Source organism: Streptomyces sp. DvalAA-14, assembly GCF_900091855.1.
Taxonomy (GTDB): domain Bacteria; phylum Actinomycetota; class Actinomycetes; order Streptomycetales; family Streptomycetaceae; genus Actinacidiphila.
Genome location: NZ_FMCH01000447.1, coordinates 1 through 2,217 on the forward strand (window position 1 = coordinate 1; position 2,217 = coordinate 2,217).

At 76.7% G+C, this 2,217-nt stretch carries 1 protein-coding gene; it reads left to right on the plus strand.

Annotated elements, in window-relative coordinates; all coding sequences use genetic code 11:
* Window positions 1–2,217 (plus strand): AMP-binding protein (locus GA0115240_RS23895; RefSeq protein WP_141708945.1); only part of this gene is annotated, 2,217 nt, incomplete at both ends.

Below are 2,217 nucleotides of genomic sequence, written 5' to 3' on the forward strand. Positions count from 1 at the left end.
CGGCCCGCCCGGCCGGTCCGCCGCCGCCCGGCGCCCGAGGACGATGCGTGGATCATCTTCACCTCCGGCTCCACCGGCAAGCCCAAGGGCGTCGCCGTCACCCACCGCAACGCGGCGGCCTTCGTCGACGCCGAGGCCGCGCTGTTCCTCCAGGACGAGCCGATCGGTCCGGGCGACCGGGTGATGGCGGGGCTGTCGGTCGCCTTCGACGCCTCCTGCGAGGAGATGTGGCTCGCCTGGCGGCACGGCGCCTGCCTGGTGCCCGTCCCGAGGTCCCAGGTGCGCGAGGGCGGGGACCTGGGCCTGTGGCTCGCCGAGCAGGAGATCACGGTGGTGTCCACCGTGCCCACCCTCGCCGCGCTGTGGCCCGCCGAGGCGCTGATCGAGGTGCGCCTGCTGATTTTCGGCGGCGAGGCGTGCCCGCCCGAGCTGGTCGAGCGGCTGGTCACCGAGGGGCGGGAGGTGTGGAACACCTACGGTCCGACCGAGGCGACCGTGGTGGCCTGCGCCGCCCTGCTGACCGGCGCGGGGCCGGTCCGGATCGGCCTGCCGCTGGACGGCTGGGAGCTGGCGGTGGTGGACGAGGCGGGCGAGCCGGTCGCCATGGGCGCCAGCGGCCAGCTCATCATCGGCGGCGCCGGCCTGGCCCGCTACCTGGACCCCGGCAAGGACGCCGAGAAGTACGCCCCGCTGGAGTCGCTCGGCTGGGAGCGGGCCTATCGCAGCGGCGACCTGGTGCAGGCCGAGCCGGAGGGGCTGGTCTTCCTCGGCCGCGCGGACGAGCAGGTCAAGCTCAGCGGCCGGCGGATCGAACTCGGCGAGGTGGATGCCGCGCTGCAGGCGCTGCCCGGCGTGGCCGGCGCCGCCGCGGCCGTCCGGACCGCCAAGCGCGGAAATCAGCTGCTGGTCGGCTACGTGGTGACCACCGACGGCTGGGACCGGGCCGCGAGCGTGGCGCGGCTGCGGACCCGGCTGCCCGCCGCGCTGGTGCCGCTGCTGGCCCCGGTCGAGGCGCTGCCGACCCGCACCTCCGGCAAGGTGGACCGGGCCGCGCTGCCCTGGCCGCTGCCGGCCGCGGACCTGGAGGCCGACCTCGGCGCCGACGGCGTCGAGCAGCTCACCGGCACCGAGGCGTGGCTGGCCGAGCAGTGGGGCGAGATCCTCGGCGCGCCGGTCGTCGACTCCCGGGACGACTTCTTCGCGGTCGGCGGCAGCAGCCTGGGCGCCGCCCAGCTCACCACGCTGCTGCGCACCCGCTATCCGGGCGTGTCCGTTCTCGACATCTACCAGCACCCCACCGTCCGCAAGCTGGCGCGGCTGCTGGACGCCACCGTGCGCGGTGATCGCGAGGCGCGGACGATCCCGCCGGTTCCGACCCGGGCCAAGGTCGTACAACTGCTGGTGCTGGCGCCGCTGTTCACGCTGGTCGGGCTGCGCTGGACGGTCGGCCTGCTGGCGCTGGGCAATGTGCTGTCGTGGTTCGGCGGCTACGCGTGGGCGCCGACCGCCTCCTGGTGGGCAGTCGGGGCCGGCGCGGTGCTGCTGCTCAGCCCGCCGGGCCGGCTCGCCATCGCCGCGACCGGGGCCCGGCTGCTGCTGCGCGGGCTGCGGCCGGGCAGCTACCCGCGCGGCGGCGGCACCCATCTGCGGCTCTGGGCGGCCGAGCGGCTCGCGGAGTTCACCGGTGCGACGACGCTGTCCGGGGCCTGGCTGCTGCGCTACGGGCGCGCGCTCGGTGCCCGCATCGGCGAGGACGTCGATCTGCACTCGCTGCCGCCGGTCACCGGGATGCTCAAACTGGGCCGGGGCTGCGCGGTCGAGGCCGAAGTGGATCTGTCCGGCTACTGGCTGGACGGCGACCGGCTGGAGATCGGCACGGTGAAGATCGGCTCCGGCGCGGTGGTGGGCACCCGCAGCACGCTGCTGCCCGGCGCGCGGGTGGGCAAGCGGGCCCAGGTGGCGGCCGGCTCCAGCGTCACCGGGCAGGTGCCGACCGGGCAGAGCTGGGCCGGCGCGCCCGCGGTCAAGCTCGGCCGGGCCGAGCGGCGCTGGCCCAAGCAGCGCCCGGCCCGCTCGGCCGGCTGGGCCGCGGCCTACGGGGCCAGCGGCCTGGGACTGAGCCTGCTGCCGGTGGCCGCCGGACTGGTGGCCCTGCTGGTCGCCGGCTGCGTGGTGCCGGCCGACGGCGGGCTCGGCGCGGCCGTCCGCGGCGCGCTG